17 protein-coding genes, 2 tRNA genes and 2 pseudogenes are annotated in these 25,855 nt (G+C 36.4%); 20 read left to right on the forward strand and 1 reads right to left on the reverse strand.

What is annotated here, in order from left to right:
- Positions 1–30: 30 nt before the first annotated feature.
- The 6 genes from IGJ04_RS00245 (at position 31) to IGJ04_RS00270 (ending at position 3,022) form a co-directional block, all read left to right on the forward strand.
- Positions 31–564: a hypothetical protein gene (locus tag IGJ04_RS00245; protein WP_002357809.1), complete on the forward strand. Its 534-nt coding sequence runs from the start codon at positions 31–33 to the stop codon at positions 562–564.
- Positions 565–580: 16 nt separating this feature from the next.
- Entirely contained in the window at positions 581–2,050 is a 1,470-nt protein-coding gene (locus tag IGJ04_RS00250) for a flotillin family protein (protein WP_002357808.1), read from the forward strand.
- A 146-nt stretch (positions 2,051–2,196) separates the two neighbouring features.
- Entirely contained in the window at positions 2,197–2,430 is a 234-nt protein-coding gene (locus IGJ04_RS00255) for a DUF2969 domain-containing protein (RefSeq protein ID WP_002357806.1), read from the forward strand.
- A 96-nt stretch (positions 2,431–2,526) separates the two neighbouring features.
- Positions 2,527–2,607, forward strand: a tRNA-Tyr gene (locus IGJ04_RS00260).
- Between the two features lie 9 nt (positions 2,608–2,616).
- Positions 2,617–2,688 (forward strand) — tRNA-Gln (locus tag IGJ04_RS00265).
- Between the two features lie 154 nt (positions 2,689–2,842).
- Positions 2,843–3,022: a hypothetical protein gene (locus IGJ04_RS00270; RefSeq protein ID WP_002357804.1), complete on the forward strand. Its 180-nt coding sequence runs from the start codon at positions 2,843–2,845 to the stop codon at positions 3,020–3,022.
- Positions 3,023–3,077: 55 nt separating this feature from the next.
- Here the strand turns inward: IGJ04_RS00270 and IGJ04_RS00275 are convergent, their stop codons facing one another.
- Positions 3,078–3,689, reverse strand: a complete 612-nt coding sequence (locus IGJ04_RS00275; RefSeq protein WP_002357803.1) for a TetR/AcrR family transcriptional regulator — start codon at positions 3,687–3,689, stop codon at positions 3,078–3,080.
- A gap of 175 nt (positions 3,690–3,864) precedes the next feature.
- Here IGJ04_RS00275 and IGJ04_RS00280 point away from each other — a divergent pair, with 175 nt between their 5' ends.
- The 14 genes and pseudogenes from IGJ04_RS00280 to essC (IGJ04_RS00345) form a co-directional block, all read left to right on the forward strand.
- Positions 3,865–8,112 carry an acyl-CoA dehydratase activase-related protein gene (locus IGJ04_RS00280; protein ID WP_438840334.1) on the forward strand — a complete coding sequence of 1,416 codons (4,248 nt, stop codon included), beginning with the start codon at positions 3,865–3,867 and terminating at the stop codon, positions 8,110–8,112.
- Between the two features lie 206 nt (positions 8,113–8,318).
- Positions 8,319–9,026, forward strand: a complete 708-nt coding sequence (locus tag IGJ04_RS00285) for a GntR family transcriptional regulator (protein ID WP_002357800.1) — start codon at positions 8,319–8,321, stop codon at positions 9,024–9,026.
- 415 nt (positions 9,027–9,441) lie between these two features.
- A complete protein-coding gene (locus IGJ04_RS00290; protein WP_002357798.1) occupies positions 9,442–9,735 on the forward strand; it encodes a WXG100 family type VII secretion target in 294 nt (97 codons plus the stop codon).
- 27 nt (positions 9,736–9,762) lie between these two features.
- Positions 9,763–13,239, forward strand: a pseudogene (esaA, locus tag IGJ04_RS00295) (type VII secretion protein EsaA).
- 2 nt (positions 13,240–13,241) lie between these two features.
- Entirely contained in the window at positions 13,242–13,739 is a 498-nt protein-coding gene (locus tag IGJ04_RS00300) for a hypothetical protein (protein ID WP_096397710.1), read from the forward strand.
- Positions 13,740–13,753: 14 nt separating this feature from the next.
- On the forward strand, positions 13,754–14,023 hold the full coding sequence (locus IGJ04_RS00305) for an EsaB/YukD family protein (RefSeq protein WP_010712367.1): 270 nt from the start codon (positions 13,754–13,756) through the stop codon (positions 14,021–14,023).
- On the forward strand, positions 14,020–15,192 hold the full coding sequence (essB, locus tag IGJ04_RS00310) for a type VII secretion protein EssB (protein ID WP_010712368.1): 1,173 nt from the start codon (positions 14,020–14,022) through the stop codon (positions 15,190–15,192). The genes IGJ04_RS00305 and essB overlap by 4 nt, the downstream gene beginning before the upstream one ends.
- Positions 15,173–19,603, forward strand: a complete 4,431-nt coding sequence (essC, locus tag IGJ04_RS00315; RefSeq protein ID WP_438839766.1) for a type VII secretion protein EssC — start codon at positions 15,173–15,175, stop codon at positions 19,601–19,603. The genes essB and essC (IGJ04_RS00315) overlap by 20 nt, the downstream gene beginning before the upstream one ends.
- Positions 19,600–20,010, forward strand: coding sequence for a DUF4176 domain-containing protein (locus IGJ04_RS00320; RefSeq protein WP_010712370.1), 411 nt, complete (start codon positions 19,600–19,602; stop codon positions 20,008–20,010). Before essC (IGJ04_RS00315) ends, IGJ04_RS00320 begins: the two co-directional genes overlap by 4 nt.
- Positions 20,011–20,265, forward strand: coding sequence for a hypothetical protein (locus IGJ04_RS00325; RefSeq protein ID WP_002394400.1), 255 nt, complete (start codon positions 20,011–20,013; stop codon positions 20,263–20,265).
- A gap of 12 nt (positions 20,266–20,277) precedes the next feature.
- Entirely contained in the window at positions 20,278–20,634 is a 357-nt protein-coding gene (locus tag IGJ04_RS00330; RefSeq protein ID WP_002394401.1) for a hypothetical protein, read from the forward strand.
- Complete coding sequence (locus IGJ04_RS00335; protein WP_438839767.1) at positions 20,625–22,223, forward strand: hypothetical protein; 1,599 nt, start codon at positions 20,625–20,627, stop codon at positions 22,221–22,223. The genes IGJ04_RS00330 and IGJ04_RS00335 overlap by 10 nt, the downstream gene beginning before the upstream one ends.
- 9 nt (positions 22,224–22,232) lie before the next feature.
- Positions 22,233–23,081 carry a hypothetical protein gene (locus tag IGJ04_RS00340; RefSeq protein ID WP_368023080.1) on the forward strand — a complete coding sequence of 283 codons (849 nt, stop codon included), beginning with the start codon at positions 22,233–22,235 and terminating at the stop codon, positions 23,079–23,081.
- A gap of 204 nt (positions 23,082–23,285) precedes the next feature.
- Positions 23,286–25,853, forward strand: a pseudogene (essC, locus tag IGJ04_RS00345) (type VII secretion protein EssC); the annotation flags it as partial.
- Positions 25,854–25,855: the final 2 nt, after the last annotated feature.

The following is a 25,855-nucleotide window of genomic DNA, read 5'->3' on the forward strand; positions in this document are numbered from 1 at the left end:
CTATTACTAGGTTATAGCACAGAAAGGAGTGTGGGAAAAGTGTTAGAAGGTCTACCATTGGAAACGGTTTATTTTTATGCATTAGTGGGGAGCGCGGTCCTCGCTTTTTTACTAATTATTTTTGGGGATGTTTTTAATTTTGATGGACCGGTGGACCCAATGCTGATTATTCCATGGATTGCTTTTACCTCGCTGTTTGGGTACCTTGGGGAAGAATTAACAGCGGTGAATAGTTGGCTTATTTTAATTGTCAGTGGTATTCTTTCAACCATTATTGTTTTCTTCCTAAATTTTTATGTGTTGGTCCCTTTGAAAAATTCGGAGGCCACAATTTCTATTTCGGAAAAAGACATGGAGGGTCGTGTTGCTACTGTGATTACCCCAATTCCTGTCCGGGGAATGGGCGAGATTCAATTGAAGAGTGTCACAGGTTCGTTAAGTCGACCAGCAGCATTTTATGTGCCACAAGAAGTGGCTGCGCCAAGAGGTAGTGAGGTATTGATTATTGAATTGAAAGAACGGGTTTGTTATGTCATTCCTTACGAAGGCAGTCTAAAAATATAGAGTAGGAGAGAAGAAAATGGGGATTTTGTTACCGATTATTATTGCAGTTTTAGTATTATTAATGTTATTAATTGTGTTTGTTTCTAAATATCAGACAGCCAAACCTGATGAAGCGTTAATTATCAGCGGGAGCTATCTAGGGTCTAAAAATGTTCATGTAGACGAAGGTGGCAACAAAATTAAAATCGTCCGTGGCGGTGGTGCGTTTGTCTTACCAGTGTTCCAACGTTCAAATCGAATTAGTTTGCTTTCAAGCAAATTAGATGTTTCTACACCAGAAGTGTACACAGAACAAGGGGTTCCTGTGATGTGTGATGGGACATCAATCATTAAAATTGGTTCGTCAGTTGAAGAAATTGCGACAGCAGCGGAACAATTTTTAGGAAAAACAACGGAAGAATTAGAAAATGAAGCACGTGAAGTATTAGAAGGACATTTACGTTCGATTTTAGGTTCAATGACAGTGGAAGAAATTTACCAAAACCGTGATAAATTTAGCCAAAGTGTACAAGAAGTTGCCAGTGTTGACTTAGCTAAAATGGGCTTAGTTATTGTGTCGTTCACAATTAAAGAAGTTCGTGATAAAAATGGATACTTGGATTCATTAGGGAAACCAAGAATCGCTCAAGTTAAACGTGATGCAGATATTGCTGAAGCAGAAGCCTTGAAAGAAACCCGCATCAAAAAAGCAGAAGCAGAAAAAGAATCACAACAAGCGGAATTGCAACGTCAAACAGAAATTGCAGAAGCTTCAAAAGAAAAAGAATTGAAATTAGCGTTATACAAACAAGAACAAGATATTGCCAAAGCCAAAGCAGACCAAGCCTATAACTTGGAAAGCGCGCGTGCACAACAACACGTGGTGGAACAAGAAATGGAAGTCAAAGTCGTTGAACGTCAAAAACAAATTGAGTTAGAAGAAAAAGAAATTACGCGTCGTGAAAAACAATACGACTCAGAAGTGAAGAAAAAAGCCGATGCAGATCGTTACGCACGCGAACAAGAAGCTCTTGCTCAAAAAGCACGCGAAGTAGCAGAAGCCGAAGCAGAACGCTTCAAAGTTGAAGCATTAGCCGAAGCGGAAGCCAATAAAACGCGTTTAACAGGTCAAGCGCAAGCCGAAGCTATTTTAGCTCGTGGTGCAGCGGAAGCCGAAGCCAAACAAAAGATTGCTGATGCCTTCAAAGAATATGGTGAAGCAGCTGTGTTAAGTATGGTGATGGAAATGTTGCCACAATTAATGAAAGAAGCAGCACAACCATTGGGCAACATCGACAAGATTTCAGTGGTAGATACAGGCGCAGGTGGCGAAAATTCTGGCGCCAACCGTATTACAAATTATGCAACAAATTTGTTGGCTGGTACACAAGAAACACTAAAAGAAACAACGGGCCTCGACGTGAAAGAGCTAATTGAAAACTTTTCTAAAAAAGGTACCTCAAATAGCGTGAACTATCATGCAACAGAAGGTTCAGAAAAAGAATAGAAATCAGTCTTTGAGGAGTAGCGAATCGCATTTCGTTACTCCTTAATGCTGCATTGAAACGATAAACGAGCAATCTGACAGAGAAATAGCGAGTGCTTGTTTTGTTTCAAAGATTCTGATAACATAGAGTTCTTGGAGGGATAGAGATGTCAAAAAAGAATAAAGATATTGAAGTACGTGTCGAAGAAGAAAAAGCCCAATACAATGGAGCAAATGTTTTAATGAACAAATTATTTATTGGTAAAAAAGAAATCGGTCGTGTCATTCCGCAAAATGATAAAAAATTCATCATTGAAATTGATGGCAAGCAAGAAGGTACAGCAAAAAATCTGGACGAAGCCTTTGAAACAATTATTCGTCAATGGAATTTAAGTGAATAAAAAATAAATAACAATTTTTTTAAAAAAAGGGTTGCTTTTTTCTGGAAAAGATTGTATTATAACTAAGTCAGGTCGTTACAGCGACAATGACTTTTTGGAGGAATAGCGAAGTGGCTAAACGCGACGGACTGTAAATCCGTTCCTTAGGGTTCAGTGGTTCGAATCCACTTTCCTCCATTTTCTTTTTGGGGTATAGCCAAGCGGTAAGGCAACGGACTTTGACTCCGTCATGCGTTGGTTCGAATCCAGCTACCCCAGTTTTCAGAACATTTCTGGTAGAGAGATGTTCTTTTTTTGTATAATTATATAACAAAAATGAGGTAAGATTTTCCTCATGTACAGGCTAGAAAAGTTTTCATTTATATAAGAATATGCTAAAGTATTAAGAAAGAATAGTCTGGAGTTGATAAGAATGAACTTTAAAGAAAAAATTACAGAAATGGTTGAAAATGTTTACGATTTAGCACGCGATGGTAAGTATGATGTCAAAGTTGACTTAATTCCTCGTAAAAAAGGCAACATCAAAAGTGGTGTTAAAGTCACTTCTTCAAGAAATACAGCCCACAATATCAAATGGCGTTCAAAAAACTAACTCGTCTTTAGCAGAAACACCGGAGCAGACAAAATTATTGTCTACTCCGGTGTTTTTATTTTTCTAATTCGATGCCTAAGACAGTTAAATGCCCATTACCAACTAATTTGATAACTAATTGGGCTAAGTGGTTGGGTGTCATATCCGTCTCGCTAGTAATCCACCAATGAAGGGTACCGATGAAGATAGAGGTCATGTATTCAATAACAAAATCTATCGGTACATCAATATCATTTTCGGTAATACGCAACTGCGAAAAAATCGTCGCATATTTTTCTTCGATAATTTCAGCTAAGCGTTTTCGAAAGTGTTCGTTGAAATTATTGTCCATGATAGTTAAGAAGAAAGATTTGTTCTCTTGAATGTTGATGTAGAGTTGCGTCAGAAGTTCTTCAATGTGCTTCACGCGGACACGGTTGCCATTAACCAGTTGTTGTGAATCAAGAATAGCGGTAAAAGCACTAAGCGTAAAGGTGAAGATTGCATCATATAAATGCTGTTTGTCTTTAAAATGAGCATAAAAAGTCGCACGATTAATCATAGCTTCATCAGCAATATCCTGAATCGTCACCGCTTCGTAGCCTTTCGTTTCTACAAGTTTAAAAAAAGCTTCAATAATCATTTTTCTGGTTCGTTGTACTCTAAGGTCTGTTTTCTTTGCCATCATAAATTCCTTTCGAGATAGTCAACATTCGCGGAAACTTTGTTGTTTATCTCACAAAATAGGGTAAATTGCTTGTTGCAAATCATTTAGAACCTTTCTAAAATAGGTATATCTATTATAACAAACAGTTTGTATAATAATCAACAAACTGTTGGGAAATGAAGGGGTATTTTAATTGATGGTTATGAGAGCAGGGATTGATGTTGGGTCAACGACAGTAAAATTAGTATTTTTAAATAAACAAAATCAGCCTATTTTTACAAAATATGAACGCCATTTTTCAGATGTCAAAGCAGCAACGGAACGCATTTTAAAAGAAGGGCTAGCAAGGATCGGTGCAGACCAACCTGTGACAATGAGCATAACTGGCTCTGGTGGTATGGGGCTGGCTGAGGTATTAGGGATTCCCTTTGTTCAAGAAGTTATCGCGTGTACACGAACTGTTGAAACAATAATCCCAGAAACGGATGTTGCTATTGAACTTGGCGGAGAAGATGCAAAAATCACTTTTTTTGATGGTGCTTTAGAGAAACGAATGAATGGTAGTTGTGCAGGTGGGACAGGCGCCTTCATCGATCAAATGGCTGTTTTACTTAAAACAGATGCCAATGGAGTGAATGAATTGGCGAAGAATTATCAAACTATTTATCCGATTGCTTCCCGCTGTGGGGTTTTTGCCAAAACGGATGTTCAACCTTTAATCAATGAAGGAGCAGCGAAAGAAGATATCGCGGCGAGTATTTTTCAAGCGGTAGTTAATCAAACAATCGCCGGGTTAGCTGCTGGTCGCAAAATTAAAGGTAAAGTAGCGTTTTTAGGGGGACCCTTATTTTTCATGTCAGAATTGAGAAAACGGTTTATTGAAAACTTAGCAATTCAGCCAGAAGATGTTATTTTTCCAGAACAACCGCAACTGTTTGTAGCAATGGGTGCAGCACTTTATTCAGAAGATGCAGCCGAATGTACATTGGAAGAATTAATTCAGCGCTTAGTGAACAGCCAGGCTACTGATTTACAGCCGAGCGACACGTTACCACCGTTATTTAACAGCGCAGAAGATTTAGCAGATTTTCGAGAAAGACACGCGCAAGCCCAAGCAACGGAGAAACCTTTATCTCAACATACTGGCGTGGCCTTTTTAGGGATTGATGCAGGCTCAACAACGACAAAAGTCACATTGATTGATGAAGATGGTCATTTGTTGTTTTCTTTTTATGGTAATAACCAAGGGCAACCTTTAGAAACCACCATGACAGTACTGAAATCACTTTATCAACAACTGCCTGAAGAAGTTTTTATCGGAAAAGCGGCTGTTACAGGATATGGAGAACAGCTAATAAAAAATGCGTTAAAAGTCGATATTGGTGAAGTTGAAACGATGGCCCATTACAAAGCAGCCAACCATTTTCAGCCAGGTGTGGATTTTATTTTGGATATCGGAGGACAAGATATGAAAGCGATGACCATTAAAAATGGCGTGCTTTCCTCCATTCAATTAAATGAGGCTTGTTCTTCTGGGTGCGGTTCTTTTATTGAAACCTTTGCGCAATCCTTAAACTATAACGTGAAGGATTTTGCTTTGGCGGCTTTAGAATCGCAAGCGCCGGTTGATTTAGGTTCTCGGTGTACTGTTTTTATGAACTCAAAAGTGAAACAGGTTCAAAAAGAAGGGGCCTCTGTCGGCGATATTTCTGCTGGACTATCTTATTCAGTCATCAAAAATGCCATTTATAAAGTTATTAAGGTTCGCCGACCTGAAGAGTTGGGAGAAAAGATTGTCTGCCAGGGAGGAACATTTTACAATGAAGCGGTCTTGAGAGCTTTTGAAAAAATTAGCGGTCGTGAAGTGGTTCGTCCTTCTATTGCTGGTTTGATGGGGGCTTATGGGGCAGCGCTGATTGCTTTGGACGCTTATGAAATTGGGGAAGAAACCACGCTTCTTTCTTTAGGAGAGTTAGCGGCATTTACCTCTGAAAAGGAATTTACTCATTGCGGCTTGTGTGAAAACAATTGCCAGTTAACGGTCACAGTGTTTTCAGATGGGCGCCAATTTATTACGGGAAATCGCTGTGAACGTGGTGCACGAATTAAAATTAAACGAGAAGAACGCAAAGTGAATTTGGTTGATTATAAGTACCGCAAGTTATTTAAGTACCGACCTTTGCGGGAAAATAAAGCGTTTCGTGGGCGCTTGGGTATCCCTAGAGTCCTAAATATGTATGAAAATTATCCTTTGTGGCATACATTTTTTACTGATTTAGGCTTTCGGGTCGAATTATCGCCACGTTCTAATAAGCAAATCTATGAACAAGGCCTTGAAACGATTCCCAGTGATACGGTTTGTTACCCAGCTAAAATGGCGCATGGACATATTCAAGCGTTAATTGATGCGCAAGTGCCAATCATCTTTTATCCTGGTGTTGTTTTTGAACAGCAAGAAACAGTGGAAGCGGATAATCATTTTAATTGTCCAATTGTGCAAAGCTACCCAGATGTCATTCGAAATAATGTGGATGCCATCAGAGAGGGCCAAGTAGATTATCGAAATCCCTATCTTAATTTAGCGAATGAAGCAGCAGTTGCCAAAGTTTTAGCTGAAAATTTTGCTGATTTAGGGATTTCCTTAGAAGAAATTCAAACAGCGCTGCATCATGGTTATCAAGAATTAGCAGCTTTTAAAAAAGAAATTCAAGAAAAAGGCGAAGAAACGTTAGCCATGTTAACTGAAAAAGGCCAGAGAGGAATTGTCTTATCGGGACGACCGTATCACTTGGATCCAGAAATTAATCACGGCATTGCCGAAGTCATTACACAGGAAGGATTCCATGTCTTGACAGAAGACAGTATCTCGCATCTTGGAGACGTGCAGAATTTACGTGTGGTGAATCAATGGGTCTATCATTCTCGCTTATATGCGGCGGCTAAAGTAGTGGCTAAGACGAAAAATTTAGAACTTGTCCAACTGAATTCCTTTGGTTGCGGCTTAGATGCTGTGACAACCGATCAAGTAGAAGAAATCATGGATCGGTCTGGCAAAATTTATACAGTCCTCAAAATCGATGAAGGCGCGAATTTGGGCGCAATTCGTATTCGGTTGCGCTCCTTGAAGGCGGCTGTCAATGAGCGGGAGAAGCAACAGTTTGTTCCGCATATGCAAATGGAAGAGCCAGAGAAAATTGTGTTTACAAAACAAATGAAAAAAACACATACTTTACTGTTACCAATGCTTAGCCCGATTCATCAATCTGGATTAGTCGATGTAGCATTACAAGCTTCGGGCTATCATGTCGTCTGTTTGCCTGCGCAAGACAAAGAAGCTGTGAATGTCGGGTTAAAATATGTCAATAATGATGCGTGTTACCCAGCAATTATTTCCATCGGACAACTAGTTGAAGCTTTGGAAAGTGGTCAATATGATTTGGATAATGTCAGTGTCTTAATGACGCAAACAGGGGGCGGTTGTCGCGCAACGAATTACATTCCCTTATTACGAAAAGCCTTAAATGATGCTGGTTTTTCTCAAGTTCCTGTAGTTTCAGTTTCGATGGGCAATAAAGGAGTCGAATCCAATCCAGGATTTAAATTTACGTTGCCAATGATCAAACGCTTAGTAGTTGCCTTTTTATATGGTGACTTATTCGAACGAGTAGTTTATCGAACAAGACCTTATGAAACAGAAAAAGGAATGGTGGATCAACTGCACCAAGATTGGCTAAAAAGAGTGGAAGCCAATGTCCGGAATGGTTCGCTGACACAATTTAATCACTTCATGAAAAAAATTATTCGGACGTTTGATGAAATTCCTTTACAAGAGATAAAAAAACCAAAAGTCGGTGTGGTCGGGGAAATTTTAGTGAAATATTCGCCGACAGCGAATAATGATATTGTGCGTTTGCTAGAAGAAGAAGGTGCTGAAGCAGTTGTGCCAGATATTGTTGGCTTTATGAACTATTCTTTGTACAATCAAATTTGGAAATACGAAAATATGGGCATGTCAAAACAAAGCAAACGTTTAGCAGAATTTGCGATAAAAATCATTGAATTGGTAGAAAAACCAATGGATAAGGCATTGAGAAAATCTGTCCGTTTTGATGGTATTCATTCCATTTATGATATGGCAGCAGATGCAAGTAAAATTTTATCAATTGGCAATCATACGGGTGAAGGTTGGTTTTTAACAGCTGAAATGATTGAGCTCTTAAAACACGAGGTGAATAACATCGTTTGTATGCAGCCGTTTGGATGTTTACCAAACCATATTGTTGGAAAAGGGGTCGTGAAAGAGCTACGACGCCAATATCCGCAAGCAAACATTGCAGCGGTGGATTATGATCCAGGGGTATCTTTGGTCAATCAGTTGAACCGAATCCGTTTGATGATGGCCACAGCGAACAAGTTGTTGAAAGAAGAAAATGTAAAAAGATAATAACTAATAGAAATTCGTTTAAAAACATTTGACTTGGTCACTTTTTACTGACTAAGCCAAATGTTTTTGTTATAAAAAGAAAGCATGCAACTAGACCAACTTTGATAAAAATTCCAATTTCTCTTTTATTTATCATTTTTTGGTTGTTTACACGGTCTATACCAGTTATAATAGAAGAGGAGATGAACGAAGAGGAGGAAGCGTAAATGGTTCAAAATATACCAATTTATATTCAAATTCACGATAAAATCAAAGAAGATATTGAAAAAGGTGTCTGGAGTATCGGGGATCGTTTGCCCTCTGAGCGAGAATTAGCCTTGAAATTTGATGTTAGTCGAATGACCTTACGCCAAGCCATTCAGACTTTAGCAGACGAAGGGATTTTAGAACGAAAAATTGGTTCAGGAACGTATGTAGCACGTAAGAAAGTTCAAGAAACAATGACAGGTACCACTAGTTTTACAGAAATTACCTTGTCTCAAAATCGCGTTCCTTCTAGTCGGACGGTGTCTTATTTTGTAGCGAAACCTAGTTCTAGTGAGATGGAAAAATTACAACTAGGTCCAGAAGATTCAATTTTACGAATGGAAAGAATTCGTTTTGCGGATGACATTCCGATTTGTTTTGAGGTGGCGAGCATTCCTTATTCATTGGTCTCGCAATATGGCAAATCTGAAATCACGAACTCTTTTTATAAAACACTTGAAGCCAAATCTGGCCACAAAATTGGCCATTCTAACCAAACAATCTCTGCTGTTCAAGCATCGGAACAGATCGCAGAATATTTAGAGATTAAACGAGGCGATGCGATTCTGCGTGTGCGCCAAGTATCCTATTTTGAAAACGGACTACCTTTTGAATATGTTCGTACACAGTATGCAGGAAGTCGATTTGAGTTTTATTTAGAGAAGTAGAGAAAAAGAATGAATAAAAGATAGGAAAACTTATCACATTGATAAGTTTTCCTATCTTTTAATTTTTTTTGCTAAAGAAATAAATTGTTTTTTTAATAAAATGCATATTTACTTATTAATTTATCTGACATTAAAAAATAACGATTTAATGGAATTTATTTATTTTTTAAAATTTTATTTAAATATTTTTTGAATAATTTTTATTTATCAGTTATTTTTGTTTTTATTTTAATAAATATTGATTTTGGTGGTTTTGTAATGTTGTTTTCAAGAGTTTTTATTTGTTTATTTTATTGTTATAATTATTTTTATGCGAATGCGTATATTTTAAAATAGTTGTTGACTATATTTTTTATATATAGTTATAATATTTGTACCGGGTAATAAAACTATAAAAAATGTGGAGGGATTACTTATGGCAGGATCAATTGCTGTAACACCAGAACAACTGAAATCACAAGCGAAAGTATATTCGCAAGCATCGTCTCAAATTCAAGATGCAATTCGTAAAGTGAATTCAATGAACCAACAAATTTCACAACAATGGAAAGGGCAAGCATTTCAAGCGTATCTGGAACAGTACAATCAATTGGAAGGTAATGTCAAACAGATGGAAGAATTATTGATTAGTATTAATCAACAATTAAACAAATATGCAGACACTGTCGCAGAACGTGACCGTCAAGATGCAGGATCATTTGGCTTTTAATTGATCAAAGATTGAAGCGCTAGCGCAATGAATTGCACTAGCGCTTTTTCTAAAGGAGAGAAGATAATGGAAGGGAAAATAAAAAAAGGTATCCCTTTTGCCTTAGCAATTGGAGCAACTTTCTTGTTATTACTTTTTTTCATTCATTTAGGGTTTAAAGATGAGAACGTGACTCGAAGTAGCAAAGATCAGACAACAAAGATGCAGTACGCATTAGTTAATGAAGATAAAGGCGCAAGTTTTGAAGGAAAACGTTATGCATTAGGTTCTGATTTTGTCACATTAATTAACAAAGATACAGCTAATCGATGGGAAACAACGACTCGGAATATCGCAACATCTGGTGTTGAAAATGGACAATTCGATGCCCAAATTATTATTCCGCAAGATTTTTCTGAGAAATTATTGTCACTACAAGCTGTTAGTCCAGAGCAGGCTTCTGTTGAATACCAAGTGCGAGACGGACAAAATGAATTGACCAATCAAGCAATTCAAGACAAAGTAAATACTATTTTGAAAGATTTTAACCAACGCGTAATTCAGATGTATTTTTCCAGTATTGTTGGAAATTTAGTTATCGCACAACAAAACGTTAACCAAATTACTGATACGCAGTTGCTGTATCAAAATCAATTAGAAGAAACAATTCAGCAACCATTTAAAGAAATTCCCATGAATTATACGACAGTATTAAGTACGGCTAGTATTTTAGATGAGGACAATAAATTATTTACAACCGAGCAAGAAGCGTTTGTAAAATCAGTACAAACCTTACTAGAAAGCAATAATCAGAGCTTAGAATCAACTAGTAAGACAACGGAAGATACGAAAAAATCAGTGGGCGAGTATTCGAAAGAAGCAAATGAAAAAATAAAAAAATCAATTGCACAATTTAATGAACAGTTTGAGAGACAAAAACAAGAATTAACTAATCAATGGTAAAGTGACACGACAGTATACAAACAACAATTCGATCAACTAAATGGAACGGTAATCAATCAGTTTAGCTCCTTCTACACACCAAGTGAACAAGGAAGCTCAGGGATTTATGCTGACTTTTTATCAGAATCTAAATTATTTCAAGAAACACAAAGCAATCGCATTGGCGAACTACAAAAAGAAATCGCAGAACTACATATGCAAGTAGAACAATTAACTGCGTTAAAAAAGCAAATTGCGGCTACATATTATAATGATCTTGAAGCAACACCTGAGATAGCAACAGACACTCAAATTAAGCAAGCGATTATTCAGTTAATTACGAACGAAAAAGAAAATATACCTAACTTAGATAAAAATTATCAGGAAAGATTGGAAGAATCACTAAGTGAAATTTCTTTTGTAAGTTTAGAAAGACTCGTTAGTGAATTAGAAATGAATAATAGGATTTCAGTTGAACAAGGCAATCTTTTCCGTGATGAGTTACAAATTATTCAGCGATATGCAGAACAACATGAACTTGATTTCACCAATTCAAGCCGCTTTATGTATTTGGAACCTAAACAACTTCATGAAGATACTATAGCGATTCCACAAGAAAAAGTAACTTTTTCACTAGCGACAAATCAAGAGTCAGTTATTTCATTACGACAAACCAATACACAAAATGGCGAATTGTCATTTCTTTTAGATGATTCAAAAGTTCAAACAATTAAAACATCTTTGAATCAGCAGTTAGCAGGTGCAGGTTACAGCATTGATATTTCAGCAATTACCCCAACACAGCTAACAATTACCAAACCAGTCAAAATACAAGCTGAGATTCCTGAGAATGATGAAGTGGACGAAGAAAATACGCAAGAAGAGTTGGCAGAAGAATCCGAAGATGAATCTGAAAAAGTAACTGAGCCAGTAAATGATTTGCTCTCACTTCCAGAAAAACTTTCCTTAACGATTGACTTACCAATGGCTTGGCAACTGACACCAGAACAACAAAAAACAGCATTTAATCAGATTGATTATTCTTGGTGGGTAAATAATGAGCTTCAAAATGCACGTTCGTTTGCTGTGTATATTGCAATGGACCAACCATTAGTAACCGATATTTCTGAAATCATGAAGCAATTTCAACTTTTAGATACTGTATCACAACAAATTGTAACTTTATATGGTACGCCTAATCAAAGTCTATCTATTCAAGAGTATGCAGCAATGTTAACCGCTCCTGAAAATCAGGATAAAACAATTGAAGAGTTAGCAGGTGAGACATCCATTTACTGGATGTACGACAATATCACTGAAAACGAGCAAACCATGATGATTACAGATAAATTATTAGACGAATATAAAAAAACAGGAAATCAATTATATCGAGAAACAGATGAACAAATTAATCAATTAAAACAATTAATTGGTACTGAGACAGATCAAAATACAGACGGACGACCTACAACACTTTACGGAACATTAAATTTAATGACGGTCCCTGAAAAATTATTACGAGAAGCAGAGAAATTAAATACATGGTTTGATGAAGCAACAAAACAAGTCAATGCGACATATGCTACTTGGCAAGAAGCTGGAAAAGTGGGAGCTACTTCTGTAATTGATGAAAGAAATCCACATCCAGAAGAAAATCAAACCAGCACTTTAGATGTAGAAACAGAAAATTTAGTTAAAATGATGCAAATGTTAATGCAAACAACGAAAGAAACTAGTCTAACAACAGCTGATTCAGCAGCCAAAGTCAAAGATGTTGCCCCGATTATCAAAGAGTTGAAAGACTCAACAACCAAAGTTCAAGATCATGCGCAAAATATCTTAGCAAACTTAAATGATTCAATTGATGAGTCAAAGAAAACAACCAAAGAAAATGAAGAGTATGCCAAAACATTTGAAAAAGTATTGGCTAATACAAGAGACGGCGGTGCTGATAATCCACGGGTATTTAGTTTCCTTGCGAGCCCAATTCAAGGAGAAGGGATCTTTGGCGAAACACGACAAGTCTCTTTAATTCCCTATTACGCTACCTTGATTGTTAGTATTTTAACATTCGTTATTGCGCTAACTTTCCAAGGCTTTATGAAGAAAAGAACAGTTACTGTAGCGGATGCGTTGGTTGAACCAACCAGAGTTTGGCAAAATATACCAAATCTGTTATTACTCTTGATTACGGTTATTTTGTTTGGGAGTGTCTTTTCACTTCTACTGGTGTTCAATGTATCTCAAATAAATCGATTCGCTTGGTTTAGCTATAGTTTCTTAGTATTTGCTAGCGGTGCACTTTTGGTTTGTGCTTGTTTACGCCAATTTAAAAAACTTACTTTATATGTTTATGGAGCTATGCTGGGGTTATTTTTCATGTTGACACCTTTATTAGGCATTGCAACAAAGGTAGGCTCATTAAGCAATTGGCTCTATCGTTTATCGCCGCTTCAAAATATCCAAAATGGCTTTACTGCTTTAGTAAATGGCGTACAAATTAGTTGGGTTAGTTACCTTATTTTAATCGTTTTACTTGTTTTAGGTGTTGTCCTTAATTTGTTTGTACGACCGGAGGAATAGCCATGAGAAAATTAATAAAAATAGTGATTGTTTTAAGTGTTAATATGCTCTATTTGTCATTGTCATCAACAAAAACAAAAGCAGAAGAAGTAGGCGCTTTAAAAATAAATAATCAAGTGATCTACCAAGATAATCAGCAGAAAAAAAACGTAGAAGTGAATTTCATTATTCCAGATTTGTTTTTGCCGATAAAAGCAGAGAGAGAAAAAGAAGTCAATCAAAGTAAAGCGAGGGTTGTCAACGAAGCAAAAAATGATGTATTTAGGACAGAACAGAATGCAAAAACATTAGCAGTTGATAAAAAGGTAAGGCCTTTTCTGTTCAAAGAGACGGCAACGGTCACTTCTCCTGAAAGCGTTGAATCTCTTGAGGTTCACCGAGAAATATCCATAAACTTTTGGTTGTACAGTGGTATTTTTTTAGGAAGTATAGTTATTTTATTCGTTGGTGTTTTTCTAGGAAACCGTTTTTCATATCATCGTGCACAAAGCGGAAATTAAGGAGTGAAAGAAACATGAACAAAAGAACATCGATTGGTATCGGCTTACATGTGTCGAATCAAATTATTGATTTGCAAATCCCTAATCAGGTATCAGTTGCACGTTTAAAAGAATTGTTACTCGAATCGTTTGAGCTGTTGCCAAACCGTTTGCCAGCATCATTTGAATTGGTTGTTTTGAATAAACCAATTCATTTAGCTGACAATCAATTAATTGCAGATTATCCATTAGGGAATGGCGACCAACTAGTAGTAAAAGAAATTATAAAGGAGACACATGGATGAGCGAGTTAAAGGATATTTCAGAGACAATCACGTTAGAAGCAACAAAAGAATATGTTCAAGTGACATTACAAGCAAATCAATATCAGTTAGAAAGACTAGAACAGTTTCAACAATTTTTAAAATCAAGTCGTGGATTTTTATCGGGAAAAATAATACAAGCAACGGAAGAAGCGTTAGTGATTCAATACCATAAGGATCAATATATGCAATCCATTTTACAAGCGATAAAAAAAATGGATCAATATGAGCGATTATTGTTAGCGCAAAGAGTTCATTATTTGGTTGATTTCTTAGGTACGCCGGTCCAACCCTTTATTCATCCAGAAAACATCTATATCTTGGGAGAAGAATTATTAATTGCTCATCGTGGTTTTATGCAGGTCATTGTGCCTTATTCAGCAGATGAAAGAGAATTTTTTAAACAATATCGAGCGCTGATTTTAGCAATCTTACATCCAAAGTATGAGTATGAACAATTGATTCAAGGGAATGGCACCCTAAAAGATACGCTATCTAAACAATTACAAGAGGCGAAAACAATCAATGAAATTGAGCAAATCATTGGTGAACAAGTCATTCGTCAAAAAGCCAAGCGTGAAGCAGAAACCAAATTAGTGAGTAAAAAAAGTTATTTAACCTTTAAATGGGCCAGCTTAGTGTTATTGGCTTTAACGCTACTTTTTGCAACTACAACAGGGATTTATGTCTTAAAAAAATTACCAGCCCAAGAGCGAGTGAGTTTGGCAGAAGCGCAGTATATTTCTAATGACTATGCAAGTGTTACGAAAACATTAAAAGAAGATACACCAGAAGAATTACCGATAGGAGCTAAGTATGTTGCTGCTGTTAGTTCTGTCCAACTAGATAATTTATCAAATGAACAAAAAACAGCAATTTTAAATAATTTATCTCAAAAATCTAGTGAAAATACCTTACTTTATTGGATTTATATTGGCAAAGGAGACTTTGAAAAATCATTAGATATTGCCCAAAATTTAGGTGATAACCAATATATATTACATGCCTATACAAAATTATATGATGCAACCAAAGCCAATAACAAAATGAACGGCGAGAAAAAACAAGCATTGTTAACAAAATATGAAGAAGCAATTGATAAATACATGAAAATCTTGGGAGGAAAAACGGATGACAACGAAAATCAGTAAAAAATTGGTCTCTGTGAATGATCAAATTCATACATCTAGCATGATTTATTTTGACATTTTTTATTTTGGTCCCCAACTTCTTCACCGTCAAATTACGGCTAAAAACCCAAGTGTTTCAATCAATCAACAATTATTTTTTTACGAAAATGAAGAATTATTCTGTAATGGTGAAACCTTTGATTCTGCTGAAAATTTTTCTGTTTTTCCCCACGAAGAATTAATTACTGTCACCACCAATAAACCGCAGAAAGATTTTTTAATTGCCTCTGCCAAAAATGCTGCGATTTCATTAGAAACAGATGCCATCATCAATATTACACTAGCACCAGAAACTGGGGAATATACAGCAACGATTTATCCCGGAGAAGATACGATTTACTACAATCATTATTTAGTTGAAAAAGGAAGCTATGCTTTTGCAGTCGGTGATCAATTAGTTGTCAATGGCTTAATCATTGAAGTTCGGGAAAAACAATTAAAGTTAACAAGTCTAGGAGCTACATATTCCCTGAATCCTTGGCAAATTGTCGAAGAGGAGGTTATTCCAGAATATCCTGTCGATTTCCCGTCATTTCGACGAAGTCCACGGATTCACTTGAAGGAGCCAAAAAAAGAAATAGAAATTGCTGCCCCAAAAGCCAAGCAAACAGAAGGGAAAAATGAACTGTTACGGACGATTGTCCCACCTTTAGGAATGGTCGTTTTGAGTGGCGCAACAAGCTTTTTAAGTGGGGGCAATCCAATTATGATGCTTAGTATGGGCGGAGCGAGTTTATTGACGGCTGGTTTTTCAGTCTCTAGTTATTTCACCAATAAAAAAGAAACAAAGCAAAAGAATATCGAACGGACAAATAGCTACGAACAATATTTAATACAAGAGAAAGCTCATTTAAGTATACTGCAACAAGAACAAAAAGAGGCCTTGGAATATATGAATCCTGCCATGAACGAATTAGCCTTAATGACAAAAGAGTATCATGCGCGAATATATGAACGCATGATGACTAATGAAGATTTTTTGACAGTTCGCTTAGGGGTTGGTGAAATTTCTTCAAGTTTTACGACAAATTATCAGTCAACGGAAGATGATTCACTAAGTCAAGAAGCTGAAGAACAATTAGTATGGCCATATAAACAATTAGAAAAGGCGCCGATTGTTGTACCACTAATGGGACAAACCTTAGGATTGGCGGGAACACCTGCTGTTTTAAGGACAGCCATTCAAACGTTGTTATTTCAAGTGTCTGTTTTACATTCCTATCGTGACGTAGAGTTTGTTACTTTAGTACCAGAGGAAGATTATCAGAAAGATTGGCATTCTTGGCGTTGGTTGCCACACGTCAAAATCCGCAGCCTGAATTTGCGTGGGATTGTTCATGATCCTCAAACAAGGGATATGGTTTTAAATTCTTTCTATCAAATGATTACGAAACGTCGTCAACAAGTGCGCGAAGCCGGCAATGAAAAAGTTCACTTTCAACCACAGTACATTCTGTCGATTTTAGAAGAAAGCTGGTTGTCAGGGCATGGCTTAAATGAATTTTTAGCTGAAGATATGAGTCAATATGGTGTGACAGTTATTTGGGGAAAAGATGCTTTAAATATGTTACCAGAAACGACAACTACACTGATTGAGTATCAAAGTAGTGAAGCGGCGACTTTAATTAATCAAAATAATAAATATGTGAACCAAAACTTCGTTCCTAATCATTTACCGAGTGCATATCCGCTTGCTTATGCGATTCAGCGCTTGGCGAATTTGCAGCATGTGGAAGTGGAGAAGAATGCGGTGCCAGAAAGTCTGAGTTTACTTGAGCAATACGAAGTAACAAGGATTGAAGAATTAACTATCGATCAACGTTGGTTGAATGCGCAGCCAAATAAATCAATTCGTTCACTAATTGGCTGGCGTGGTAAATCAGATTATGTCTATTGGGACTTACACGAACGTTTGCATGGGCCTCATGCACTTGTTGGAGGGACCACAGGCTCCGGAAAATCAGAATTTTTAACAACTTATCTAATTGGCTTAGCGATTAATTTTTCTCCTGAAGATATCGGCATGTTGATTATTGATTGGAAAGGTGGCGGAATAGCCAATACATTAGATAAGCTACCGCATTTTATGGGCGCTATTACCAATTTAGACGGAGCCGGAACAGCTAGAGCCTTAGCCAGTATCAAAGCAGAATTGGATAAACGTCAACGAGAATTCGCCAAATATGGTGTGAATAATATCAACGGATATATGAGTTTATACAAACAACGACACGAACCGAAACCTGATATTATCTATCCTACTAAACCATTGCCTCATTTAATTTTGGTTTCTGATGAATTTGCGGAATTAAAAGCGAATGTTCCAGAATTTTTAGATGAGCTAACTTCGGTGGCGCGGATTGGCCGTTCATTGGGTGTTCATTTAATTTTGGCGACACAAAAACCAAGTGGTGTGGTAAATGATCAAATTGAAGCCAATAGTACCAGCAAAATTGCTTTGAAAATGGCTAGTGTCCAAGATTCTAATGAATTATTAAAAACACCAGATGCAGCTCAAATTACCAATCCTGGTCGGGGGTATTTAAAAGTTGGGGAAAATGAAGTTTATGAAATGTTCCAAAGTGGTTATGCGGGGGTTCCTTACGACCCTGACCAAGTGATGGAAGAAGTGGTGGATGAACGGCTATATCGGATCAATGATTTAGGCCAAACTGAATTGCTTTATGATCCAGGTGAAGAAGTGGTTCAAGGAAAAGATAAGAGCGACTTACCAACCCAATTGGAAGCTGTTATTACTACGATTGGTGAAATTTTTGAACAATCAACACTAACGATTCCAGATAAACCGTGGTTACCTAATCTTGAAGAAAAAATAGCAACACCAAATATTGGAAAATCGAATGATCGTAGCCTTAAAGTACCAATAGGCTTACTTGATATTCCTGCAAAGCAAGCTCAAGAAGTCTATGAATATGATTTGGAGAAGTCCAGCCATACAGCAATTTTTGCGAGTCCAGGATATGGGAAATCGACGATTTTACAAACGATAGCAATCAATCTTGCCCATAAGAATACCCCTGAACAAGTACATTTTAATTTATTAGACTTTGGGAATAACGGGCTGCTTCCGTTGAAAGATTTGCCCCATGTGGCAGACATTGTGACGTTAGAAGAAGACGAAAAATTGCAAAAAATGTTGGATCGAGTTAGCCAATTACTAGCGCAAAGAAAGCAGCTATTTAAAGAAACTGGTGTAGCTAGTCTAATCCAGTATGAAGCGAAAACGCAGCAAAAATTACCAATTATTATTAATTTGCTAGATAGCTATGATGGTTTAAGTTTAGAAGATCAACGGAAAGACCGGATTGACGAGCTACTTTTACAACTCTTAAGAGATGGTGCTAGTCTTGGCGTTTACTTAATTTTTACTGCGAGCCGTTCTGGCAGTATTCGGATGAATATGATGAGTAATATCGCAACTAAAGTCGTTCTTTATTTAAATGATGAAAGTGAAATAGGTAGCTTGTTAGGTAGAGATGCTTTAATGGCTCAAGCAATCAGCGGACGTGGGCAAGTCATGTTGGATACGCCAACGGCGATTCAATTTTACTTGCCAGCAGAGGGTGAAAATAGTGCAGAATTATTAGAAAATTTAGAAACCAAAGTGGCTACGATGAATCATGACTGGGTGGGAATTCGTCCTGAAAGAATTCCAATGGTTCCTGAAAAATTATCACATGAACAATTCCAACAATTTGTACCAGAAAAAGAATTGAATCAGTTATATTTGGGATTAAACAAATTAAGTGCTGAACCAGAAACGTTACCCTTATTCCAAAGAAAAACGCTAGGTATTTTTCCAGAATCTACTAAACAATCCCAGCTAATCTTTCCATGGTTTATGCAGCAAATCAGTGAATTAACTGTCAATTATGAAGTTGTCTTGATTGATGTAGCGGGGAACTTAGAAGAATGGTCTGAAAAAGTATCCCTTTATATTCAACGAACACAAGTAGTACAACAGAACGTGGAATTGAAAGAAGCGTTAGAAGCAATGTTAATTGATGAAACGACACAACGAATTGTGATTATTAATGGCTTGGCAGACTTGGTCGATAAATTATCATTGGATATTGATAGTCTGGCTTATATAACAAATAGTCCTATCGGCAAACTACAGTTAATTTTATTAGATACTTCAGCAAAGCTTACATCTACTTACAGTAGTTTTATTTCGACAATCAAAGAAAATACAGAACAAGTTCTTTTCGGAGGTACATTGCAAAATCAATCATTTGTTGAAAATGTTCCTTATGATCAGCAAAATCTTCCTGTCCCTAAAAATGTGTTACATCGCTTAAAAGAAGAAGTATTAGATAAAATTGTTGTGCCAATGGAGGTGAACAAATGAGTGAAGATTTAACTACCCCTTTTTTACCATTGGGGAGTGTGTTGAAGTTAAAAGATACAACCAATGATACATTATATTATTTCATTGTTGCTCGAGCGATTGCTAAAAATGGTAACGGAGAAATTGTTTCTCGTTATAAAGTTGCACCACATCCTTTTGGGGATATACCAACACAAGAAGTCTTTTCAATTGAAGTAGAGCAAATTATAGAGGTTTTGTTTGAAGGTTTTTCTGATAAAACGGATGAAGAGTTTTTGGAAAATTTACTTTCACAAATGAACGGGAGTGCAGAATCGTTTCCAAAAGATTCTGAACCGGAGGTTGAAAAAAGTAGTGAACTAGAAAAAACGGAAATAGAAACAAATGGAGACCCATTTTATTATTTTAGAAAAGGAGGAGAGGACTAGATGGGAAAGATTGCCTCAAATCAAGGAGCCGCACAAGCGGCGGTTTCAGGGATTAGTAATGTATCGGTGAGTGGAGGCGCTAAATGTCAATTAGGAAAGAGTAATCTTTCTGGTATGAAAAAAGGTGCGCAAGTCAGTAATCAGCTTGTAGCCAACGTATCAAAGATGGTGGAATGTGTAAATAATCAAGCAAGTAAGTTTCCTAAATTAGCCGCAGTCATCGCAGCACGTGATAGCAGGACAAGATTTAAATAAGAGGATTATAAAATGAAAAATAATGAGCAGTTACGAGCGGAATACAATCAAAAAATTATTGAAAAAGAGCAAGAAATATCTTCAATTTCTAGTGTAAAGAGACAAGTTCAAAACTTATTTGACACATTAGAAGGAGATTTAACGCGAAATATACGTAAGTTAGAAAATCTGAATCATGAATTAGCTAAGAATGGTAATCAAGAAGCAAGATGGCTACAAGAAGATTATCTTCAGAAGCAGCAAAAGCAAACCTCTACTTTTCAACAAGTTCATCAGGAATTTTATCAACAATGTGTCAGAAAAAATGAACAATTAAACGAAGAACGTCTTGAATATCAAAAAGAAAGGAATGAATTGCCATGGGATTAATCTATTCAAATAGTGACAGCGAAGTTATCAAAAGTTCATTAGCAACAAATCTCTCTATTGCTCGGACAGCAGTCAGTAATCTAAACTCTGGTAGCCAGCAGTTAATCGCAGCGATCGATGGCCAGACACTAGCAGGAGCAGCGTATACCGCAGGGAAAGGGTTATTTTCAGAGTTAGTGATTCCAACAATCAAACGTGTTTCGAGTGCAGTAGATAATGTTCAAAGAGATTTGAATACGTTCTCTTCAGCCGACAGTTTTATTGCTAGTGAAGGTTATTTGGAAGAAGACAACTTAAATGAACAATTAACATTATGTAAAAGTTCAAAGACAGCTTTGGAGAACGCTGAACGTACAGCCAACATGATTGCCAATGCATTGCCAGAGCCCTTACTATCAGAAATGATAAGAGGGATGCAGCGAGATTTCGCGAGGAGAGCGCAAGACTGTCAAAAGGATATTCAACGGATTGAAAAAAAGTTGAATAAGCTAAGAGAATTTAATGGCAAAACAAGTGGGCTGTTTCAAGAAAGTTTAGCTGAATTTAAACTGGCTATGCAAGTCATAATGGTGTTAAATGGAACAACAATTCATGCGGATGGTAGTTATACATTGCCAGAAGGAACCAGTAAAGAATGGTTTACAAAAATCCAAGGGATTGAAAGCTTAGAAGAAGCAAAGAAAAATCAACAAAATATGGCAAAAATGATTAATGACTTATTTAAGAAGAATCCAGCGGCGGCTATCGAAAAAGTAAAAAAAGATAAACGATTGTTTAACTATATTATTACTGCATTGGATTCAGATAAAGTACCAGAGAAATTGAAAATGGCAGCATTAGAAATATTTATTTTTCAAGAAAATGTGAATGATTGGCCTAAAGAAAAAGTGCTGAAGGTTTTAAGAAGTTCGGAGCTGGCTATTTTAGCAGAAAAGTTGCCGCTAGATAAACAAGCTCAGTTATATGGGGTATTATTTAAATTAAGTGAAAAGGGTTGGGAAGTTTTAGCACCAATGAGCCACTTGACGGGTGTTTTGTCAAAAAGCTCATTGGGTTCACGAATCATTGCAGGTTCCAAAGTAGGTTTAGCTGAGTTTAAAAAATTGAAAGCTGTTTCTGATTTTTTAAAAGCATATCCCATACTGAAAGAAGGACTATTATATATAGGAGATGGTTTAACCTTACTTTCTTATGCCTATGAAGAATACATCAATCCAAAAAGTCCAGCATATGGAGATGTAAGTAAGGCCATTTATGGTGGGATTAATTCATTTGCTTGGGACATGGGGCCGCTAGAAGGAGCAGAATATGGAGGACCTGTTGGAGCTGTGTTGGGGACGGTGAATACTACTGGTCGTATGGGAAAAGATATTATTAATTCTATTCCCAAAATATGGGGAGATAAAGATGGATTTGGTTGGTCATCTTCTGCAGAAGATAAAAGAAAATGGTTAAATGAACAATATAAAAAACATGGAGAATATGAAGTGATTCCAACGGATAAAGAATATAAAATAGGGGTGCCTGCTCATAGTGGCAGCACTAATATTAACCCGCAAATGAATAACAAAATTTATAAAAGGAAGTGAGTTGCGTTTATGAAAAGTTTAAATAACATGATAAATATAATAACCTTTGAACAAGCAAAAAAAAATATAAACTACGACATACTTTTAGAAAATATATCAGGTGAAAAGAATACGTTGCTCAGCTATTCTATCAAAAAAAAAATAATTTTGCTTGGGTCGATGATAATTCCTACTATATTTCTAATTGCAATGTCAACATACAATTTTAAAGATGTATCAAAACAAGGATATCCAATTTTTATGGCAATTATTGGAATATTTATAGGCATTGTCATTTTGAGTTGCTATTTATATTTCAAAATTTCTAAAAAAAATCGTTGTATAGGATTGAATCGATTTAATTATAAAATGATACTGTTTTCATTGAGTGAAGTTAGCGTATTTGGCTATAGTGGGATAATCGTATTTGCGCAATTTCAACAGTTGAACACATATATCAGACTGTTATTGATAGTGCTTTACTATATTTTACTGTATAAGTTAGTAGTAATAATAATTGTTACCGATACAAAAAAAGTATTGAATGATACGTACGGTTTTGTATTACCCGTAAAAAAATGGCAACAAGGACTTAGTCGGTTTCCAGCTAGATTGATTATATTTACTATTGTGGGTATGCAAGTATATAGAATAACAAAATCTTTCTTTATATTATCTGATATAAATAACATAACTAATTTTCTTTACGGTGTCGTTGGAGGATTTGGTGTTATACTCGGTGGTTTTTGCGTAGGTTTACTTCCAACAACCTTTTTTGATGGGAATGAATTTATTCAAGGTGCATTAATAAAAAAATATTCAGAAGAATTTCGTAGAACGTTTTTTTTTGATAAAGAAGAATGGTATAGGAACAAATAATAATAGTTGCAAACATTTAAAATATATGAAAACTAACAGAAGATATTCATAACGATTTTTTCAGTAATAAATAAAAGTAATCCGGATAAACTTCTATGAATGAGACCAGAATAGTTATGCCAATTCTAAAAAAAGTTGAGATTTTGGAGTTGCAATATAACTTCTGGTCTTTCTACATAATATAGCATTAAAACATATACTATTTGGCAAAAAGCCGATACTTCTAAGTCTTTAGCAGTTCCTCTTGGCGTTCGTGGCAAAGATGACATTGTTTACTTGAACTTACATGAACGTGCCCATGGACCGCATGGACTTGTCGCAGGAACGACTGGCTCTGGTAAGTCTGAAATCGTTCAAAGTTATATGTTGTCATTATCTGTTAATTTTGCTCCAGAAGATGTAGGTTTTTTACCTATTGATTTTAAAGGAGGCGGAATGGCTAACTTATTTGCAAAATTACCTCATTTGTTGGGTTCGATTACTAACTTAGATGGAGCTAGTTCAGCTAGAGCATTACAAAGTATTCGTGCAGAACTACAAAAACGGCAACGAAAATTTGGAGAATACGGGGTTAACCACATCAATGGTTATACGAAATTATATAAACAAGGAAAAGAAATTACTGACCCAGAAGAAAAGAAAAACTATCCAAGTGAGCCCTTACCCCATTTATTTTTAATCAGCGATGAATTTGCTGAATTAAAAGCCAATGAACCAGATTTTATGGCAGAACTTGTCTCTACTGCTCGGATTGGTCGTTCGTTAGGTGTACATTTAATTTTAGCGACACAAAAACCAAGCGGCGTAGTGGATGACCAAATCTGGTCAAACTCACGGTTTAAGCTGGCCTTAAAAGTTGCTGACGCCAATGATTCCAATGAGATTATTAAAACCCCAGATGCTGCTAGTATTACTCAACCGGGTCGTGCTTATTTGCAAGTAGGGAATAATGAAATTTACGAATTATTCCAATCTGCTTGGAGTGGTGCTAACTATGATCCATTCGCTACCAAAGAAGAAAAAGTGGATGAAAGGATTTGGTCAATTAATCAATTAGGACAATACGAATTATTAACTACCGACCTTTCCGAAGAAGAAGAGGTTTCTATTAAAACGGAGGAAGAGTTAACACAATTAGACGCAATTGTTGAAGAAATTGCCAAGCATGCGGAAGAAAGTCAAGCAACTTTACCAGAGAAACCTTGGTTACCTCCATTAGCAACAGAAATTGTTTCACCACTTTTTAAAACGCAATGGCAAGAACAACGAGAACTTTCTGTTCCTTTTGGTTTTATGGATATTCCAGCAAAACAAGAACAAGTCAATTTCAATTTCGATTTGCACGAATTAAATCATACTGCCTTATATGGTTCACCGGGGTTTGGTAAATCAACAGCTTTGCAAACCCTAGTAATGAACTTTGCTCGTAAAAATACACCAGAACAAGTTCAATTTAATTTGTTTGATTTTGGTACAAATGGGTTGTTACCATTGAAAAAATTACCACACGTTGCTGATTTAGTCCGTTTGGAAGAAGAGGAAAAATTAGTTAAATTTTTAAAACGAATTCGTAAAGAAATTCAAGAGCGTAAAGAGGCCTTTACTGAATACGGTGTTGCTAGTTTAAATCAATACGAAGAAAAATCAGGACAGAAATTACCAGTGATTGTTACGATTGTAGATGGGTTTGATGCAGTCAAAGAAAGCCCATTAGAAGATCCAATTGAATCTGTTTTAAATCAATTGCTACGAGAAGGAGCAAGTGTTGGCTTGTATACCATTATTACGGTCTTAAGAACAAATAGCTTTAAAATGAGTATGACAAGTAATATCCCAACACATATCGGTTTGTATTTAGTAGAAGAAGATGCGATTCGTGATGTTGTTGGACGAGAAGCTTTGATTCCACAAGAAATTATGGGACGTGCACAAGTGAAATTGGAACAGCCGCAAGAAATTCAAATCTATCTACCAACAGAAGGGGAAAATGATATCGCTCGTTTAAACCGTTTAGAACAAGAAATTGAAAAGATGAACCAAAAATGGGGCGGTGAACGACCACTACCAATTCCAATGTTACCGAAAACAATCGCTATGGCGAATCTATACAATCATCCACACGCTCAACAAATGCTGGAAAATATGGAGTTCCCTATTGCTTTTGATAAAGAAACGACTAACATAGTGGGCTTCAAACCAACGGAACATGGTTATTTTGTGATTGGTGATGATACACCACAACAAAATGAATCTGTTGAAAAAGTGATTATCGAAGACATGAAGCATTTTAGAGGGCGTGCCGAACGGATTATCTTTAACCATAGTGACCGTTTTGGCGGTTATGCAGATAGCTTTGATACAGTGATCGCAGGAACTGAATATGGAAGCTTTGTCAATGAATTACTACAGGAAATTGAACAACGACAAATGATTAGTGAGTATGAACCGATGTTGATTTATATTCCCGAAGCGCAACAATTTGTCGAAAAATCCTTTATTAGTGCTGAAAACCTAAATATCCTACTGAAAAAAGGTAGCCAAGTCGCGATGTATTTTATTTTCCAAACCAATCAAAAATTATTGGAAAACAGTTTTAATGATGCCGATAAATTATTACGTGCTAATATCCCAGCGGGTATGGTTGGTACCAGACTCGCAGACCAAAGCTTTGTTAAAACGAAAAGTGATTATAATGAATCTGCCGTGGAATTGGATGAATCTCATTTCTTTGAAGGTCGAACAGCAATGCGGGTGAAGTTAGTAAGTGAATAAAA

This window comes from Enterococcus sp. AZ050 (assembly GCF_051715085.1).
GTDB lineage: Bacteria > Bacillota > Bacilli > Lactobacillales > Enterococcaceae > Enterococcus > Enterococcus faecalis.

What these genes read in the sequence shown, in the direction of transcription:
- IGJ04_RS00250 (WP_002357808.1), top strand. Translation starts at nt 581, where the DNA reads ATGGGGATTTTGTTACCGATTATTATTGCAGTTTTAGTATTATTAATG.
- IGJ04_RS00255 (WP_002357806.1), top strand. Translation starts at nt 2,197, where the DNA reads ATGTCAAAAAAGAATAAAGATATTGAAGTACGTGTCGAAGAAGAAAAA.
- IGJ04_RS00270 (WP_002357804.1), top strand. Translation starts at nt 2,843, where the DNA reads ATGAACTTTAAAGAAAAAATTACAGAAATGGTTGAAAATGTTTACGAT.
- IGJ04_RS00275 (WP_002357803.1), bottom strand. Translation starts at nt 3,689, where the DNA reads ATGATGGCAAAGAAAACAGACCTTAGAGTACAACGAACCAGAAAAATG.
- IGJ04_RS00280 (WP_438840334.1), top strand. Translation starts at nt 3,865, where the DNA reads ATGGTTATGAGAGCAGGGATTGATGTTGGGTCAACGACAGTAAAATTA.
- IGJ04_RS00285 (WP_002357800.1), top strand. Translation starts at nt 8,319, where the DNA reads ATGGTTCAAAATATACCAATTTATATTCAAATTCACGATAAAATCAAA.
- IGJ04_RS00290 (WP_002357798.1), top strand. Translation starts at nt 9,442, where the DNA reads ATGGCAGGATCAATTGCTGTAACACCAGAACAACTGAAATCACAAGCG.
- IGJ04_RS00300 (WP_096397710.1), top strand. Translation starts at nt 13,242, where the DNA reads ATGAGAAAATTAATAAAAATAGTGATTGTTTTAAGTGTTAATATGCTC.
- IGJ04_RS00305 (WP_010712367.1), top strand. Translation starts at nt 13,754, where the DNA reads ATGAACAAAAGAACATCGATTGGTATCGGCTTACATGTGTCGAATCAA.
- essB (WP_010712368.1), top strand. Translation starts at nt 14,020, where the DNA reads ATGAGCGAGTTAAAGGATATTTCAGAGACAATCACGTTAGAAGCAACA.
- essC (WP_438839766.1), top strand. Translation starts at nt 15,173, where the DNA reads ATGACAACGAAAATCAGTAAAAAATTGGTCTCTGTGAATGATCAAATT.
- IGJ04_RS00320 (WP_010712370.1), top strand. Translation starts at nt 19,600, where the DNA reads ATGAGTGAAGATTTAACTACCCCTTTTTTACCATTGGGGAGTGTGTTG.
- IGJ04_RS00325 (WP_002394400.1), top strand. Translation starts at nt 20,011, where the DNA reads ATGGGAAAGATTGCCTCAAATCAAGGAGCCGCACAAGCGGCGGTTTCA.
- IGJ04_RS00330 (WP_002394401.1), top strand. Translation starts at nt 20,278, where the DNA reads ATGAAAAATAATGAGCAGTTACGAGCGGAATACAATCAAAAAATTATT.
- IGJ04_RS00335 (WP_438839767.1), top strand. Translation starts at nt 20,625, where the DNA reads ATGGGATTAATCTATTCAAATAGTGACAGCGAAGTTATCAAAAGTTCA.
- IGJ04_RS00340 (WP_368023080.1), top strand. Translation starts at nt 22,233, where the DNA reads ATGAAAAGTTTAAATAACATGATAAATATAATAACCTTTGAACAAGCA.